The 3,381-nt window shown below is 63.2% G+C and carries 4 protein-coding genes; all 4 read right to left on the bottom strand.

The genetic code is table 11. The features are described 5' to 3' along the window. The coding region (locus Q7V15_RS05300) for a GTP-binding protein (RefSeq protein WP_296514694.1) at positions 1-141 on the bottom strand (141 nt) is incomplete at its 3' end. 51 nt (positions 142-192) lie between these two features. Next, complete coding sequence (gene fusA / locus Q7V15_RS05295; protein ID WP_304754380.1) at positions 193-2,271, bottom strand: elongation factor G; 2,079 nt, start codon at positions 2,269-2,271, stop codon at positions 193-195. Positions 2,272-2,385: 114 nt separating this feature from the next. Next, positions 2,386-2,859, bottom strand: coding sequence for a 30S ribosomal protein S7 (gene rpsG, locus Q7V15_RS05290; RefSeq protein WP_304754378.1), 474 nt, complete (start codon positions 2,857-2,859; stop codon positions 2,386-2,388). Positions 2,860-2,871: 12 nt separating this feature from the next. Continuing rightward, positions 2,872-3,243, bottom strand: a complete 372-nt coding sequence (gene rpsL, locus Q7V15_RS05285; RefSeq protein ID WP_293317138.1) for a 30S ribosomal protein S12 — start codon at positions 3,241-3,243, stop codon at positions 2,872-2,874. Positions 3,244-3,381 lie beyond the last annotated feature (138 nt).

The raw sequence follows: 3,381 nt of genomic DNA, 5'->3' as shown, positions 1-3,381 counted from the left end.
GTACTTCTTCGCCGTGGCGCCACCGGACTTCGCCAGCGTCATCGTAATCGCCGCCGTCAGCGTCGTCTTGCCATGGTCAACGTGACCAATCGTGCCGATGTTGCAATGCGGCTTATTGCGTTCAAACTTCTCTTTGGCCATTTCAAGCTCCAGCCCTGTCCGGGCTCGTCCTCTAACTAGGGTTGGAAGGTCTTAGGCGTACTTCTTGATGACTTCGTCAGCCACATGCTGCGGGACCGGCTCGTAGTGGTCATACGTCATGGTGAACTGAGCGCGGCCCTGTGACATGCCCCGAAGGGTGTTCACATAGCCGAACATGTTGGCCAGCGGCACGAAGGCGTTGATGACCGTGGCGTTGCCGCGCATGTCCTGGCCCTGGATCTGGCCGCGACGACCATTCAGGTCGCCGATGACCGAACCCAGATACTCTTCCGGGGTCACGACCTCGACGGCCATGATCGGCTCGAGCAGCTTGGGCGAACCCTTTTCCCGCAGCTCCTTGAAGGCCGCGCGCGAAGCGATTTCGAAGGCCAGGACCGAGGAGTCGACGTCGTGATAGGCGCCGTCGATCAGGGTGGCCTTGAAGTCGATCAGCGGGAAGCCGGCCAGCAGTCCGTTGTCCTTCGCCGACTCGATGCCCTTCTGGACGCCGGGGATATACTCCTTCGGCACCGAACCGCCGGTCAGGGCGCTTTCGAACACGAAGCCTGAACCGGGCTCGCCCGGCTCGAACACCAGCTTGACGCGGGCGAACTGGCCCGTACCGCCGGTCTGCTTCTTGTGAGTGTAGTCGATCTCGCAGCGCCTGCCGAGGCTCTCGCGATAGGCCACCTGCGGCGCGCCAATATTGGCCTCGACCTTATAGGTGCGCTTCAGGATGTCGATCTTGATGTCCAGGTGCAGCTCGCCCATGCCCTTCAGGATGGTCTGGCCCGACTCGTGGTCGGTGGAGACCGTGAAGGACGGATCTTCCGAGGCCAGCTTGGCCAGGGCGACGCCCAGCTTTTCCTGGTCGGCCTTGGACTTGGGCTCCACGGCGATCTCGATGACCGGGGCGGGGAACTCCATGCGCTCCAGGATGACCGGCGACTTGCCGGGATCGCACAGGGTGTCGCCGGTGCGGGTGTCCTTCAGGCCGGCCAGGGCGACGATGTCGCCGGCATAGGCTTCCTTAATGTCCTCGCGGTTGTTCGAGTGCATCAGCAGCATGCGGCCCACGCGCTCGCGACGGTCGCGGGTGGAGTTCAGCAGGCCCATGCCGGTTTCGAGCTTGCCCGAATAGATGCGGCAGAAGGTGAGCGAGCCCACGAAGGGGTCGTCCATGATCTTGAAGGCCAGAACCGACAGGGGCTCGTCGTCCGAGGCGCGGCGGGTGACCGGCTCTTCGGTCTTGAAGTCGATGCCCTGGGTCGGGGGGATGTCCAGGGGCGACGGCAGATAGTCGACCACGGCGTCGAGCAGGGGCTGAACGCCCTTGTTCTTGAAGGCCGAGCCGCAAAGGATCGGATAGAAGGCGCCGTTCAGAACCGCCTTACGCAGGCACTTCTTGATGGTCTCTTCCGACGGCTCTTCGCCCGACAGATAGGCCTCCATGGCCTCGTCATCGAGCTCGACCGCGTTCTCGATCATGTAGGCGCGGGCCTCATCGGCCTTGTCCTTCATGTCGGCGGGAATGTCTTCGTCGGTGAAGGCGGCGCCCAGGCCGTCATTCTCCCAGACCACGGCCTTCATGCGGACCAGGTCCACCAGGCCGCGCAGGGAGGATTCCGAGCCGATCGGCAGCTGGATCGGAACGGCCTTGGCGCCCAGGCGGTCGCGGATTGATTCCACCGACTTTTCGAAATCAGCGCCGATCTTGTCCATCTTGTTGATGAACACGATGCGGGGAACATTGTACTTGTCGGCCTGGCGCCAGACGGTCTCGGTCTGGGGCTCCACGCCGGCGTTGCCGTCCAGCACGGTCACCGCGCCGTCGAGCACCCGCAGGGACCGCTCGACCTCAATGGTGAAGTCCACGTGGCCAGGCGTGTCGATGATGTTGAGGCGCTTGCCCTTCCAGAAGGAGGTCGTCGCGGCCGACGTGATCGTGATGCCGCGCTCCTGCTCCTGCTCCATCCAGTCCATGGTGGCCGCGCCGTCATGGACTTCGCCGATCTTGTGGCTCTTGCCGGTGTAGAAGAGAATCCGCTCCGTCGTCGTCGTCTTGCCCGCATCGATGTGGGCCATGATTCCGAAGTTGCGATAGTCTTCGATGAGGTGCGTACGGGCCATAACGGAAGGCTTTGCTGAAAGAGGTCCGGAGGGCTGCCGGTCGTGTGTGCTGAACGAACGGCGCGGGCGGTTTAGCTCAAACCGCCCGCGCCGGGAAGTGATGGATGGTCGGTCTTACCAGCGGTAATGCGAGAAGGCGCGGTTCGCCTCGGCCATCTTGTGGGTGTCTTCACGCTTCTTCACCGCGGCGCCGCGGTTGGAGGAGGCGTCGAGAAGCTCACCGGCCAGCTTCTCAGTCATGGTGTTTTCGCCACGCTTGCGCGCCGCAGTCACCAGCCAGCGAATGGCCAGGGCGCGACGGCGCTCGGGACGGACTTCCACGGGAACCTGATAGGTCGCGCCGCCAACCCGGCGGGAGCGAACCTCGATGCCAGGAGCGACATTTTCCAGAGCCGCATGGAAGGTTTCCAGCGGGCCCTGGTCCTTGCGCTTGGCTTCCAGGATATCGAACGCGCCATAGATGATGTTCTCGGCGACGGCCTTCTTACCTTCGTACATCACGTAGTTCATGAACTTGGTGACGACGAGATCCCCGAACTTCGGGTCGGGAAGGACTTGACGTTTTTCTGCGCGACGGCGGCGGGACATGTCTTCTGATCCTTACTTAGGACGCTTGGCGCCGTAGAGCGAACGACGCTGCCTGCGGTCCTTCACCCCTTGGGTGTCGAGCACGCCGCGCAGGATGTGATAGCGCACGCCGGGAAGGTCCTTCACCCGGCCGCCGCGGATCAGCACCACGGAGTGTTCCTGGAGGTTGTGGCCTTCGCCGGGGATGTAGCACACCGCTTCAATGCCGGTCGTCAGACGGACCTTGGCCACCTTACGCAGAGCCGAGTTCGGCTTCTTCGGGGTGGTGGTGTAGACGCGCGTGCAAACGCCGCGACGCTGGGGGCAGCCCTTGAGGGCCGGGACCTTGTTGCGCGAAGGCTTGTCCTTGCGCGGCTTGCGGATCAGCTGGTTGACCGTAGGCATATATTCTCTGCGCCATTCCTAGGCTTGTGGGGGCGTGTGCCGTTGGGCCGATGCGCCCCGTTGAAGGGTCGTGTTTCTTCTTGGCCTTCAAGCCCGGCTCTGAACACGAAAACTCGCCGGCGCGCATTGGTGAAGCGC

It is taken from the genome of Phenylobacterium sp. (genome assembly GCF_030651755.1).
In the GTDB taxonomy this organism is placed as follows: domain Bacteria; phylum Pseudomonadota; class Alphaproteobacteria; order Caulobacterales; family Caulobacteraceae; genus Phenylobacterium.
The sequence above is the reverse complement of the archived record's forward strand: the minus strand, read 5'-3'. Positions and strand labels throughout refer to the sequence as shown.

Coding starts and splice junctions, on each gene's coding strand:
- fusA (WP_304754380.1), bottom strand. CDS start 2,271: ATGGCCCGTACGCACCTCATCGAAGACTATCGCAACTTCGGAATCATG.
- rpsG (WP_304754378.1), bottom strand. CDS start 2,859: ATGTCCCGCCGCCGTCGCGCAGAAAAACGTCAAGTCCTTCCCGACCCG.
- rpsL (WP_293317138.1), bottom strand. CDS start 3,243: ATGCCTACGGTCAACCAGCTGATCCGCAAGCCGCGCAAGGACAAGCCT.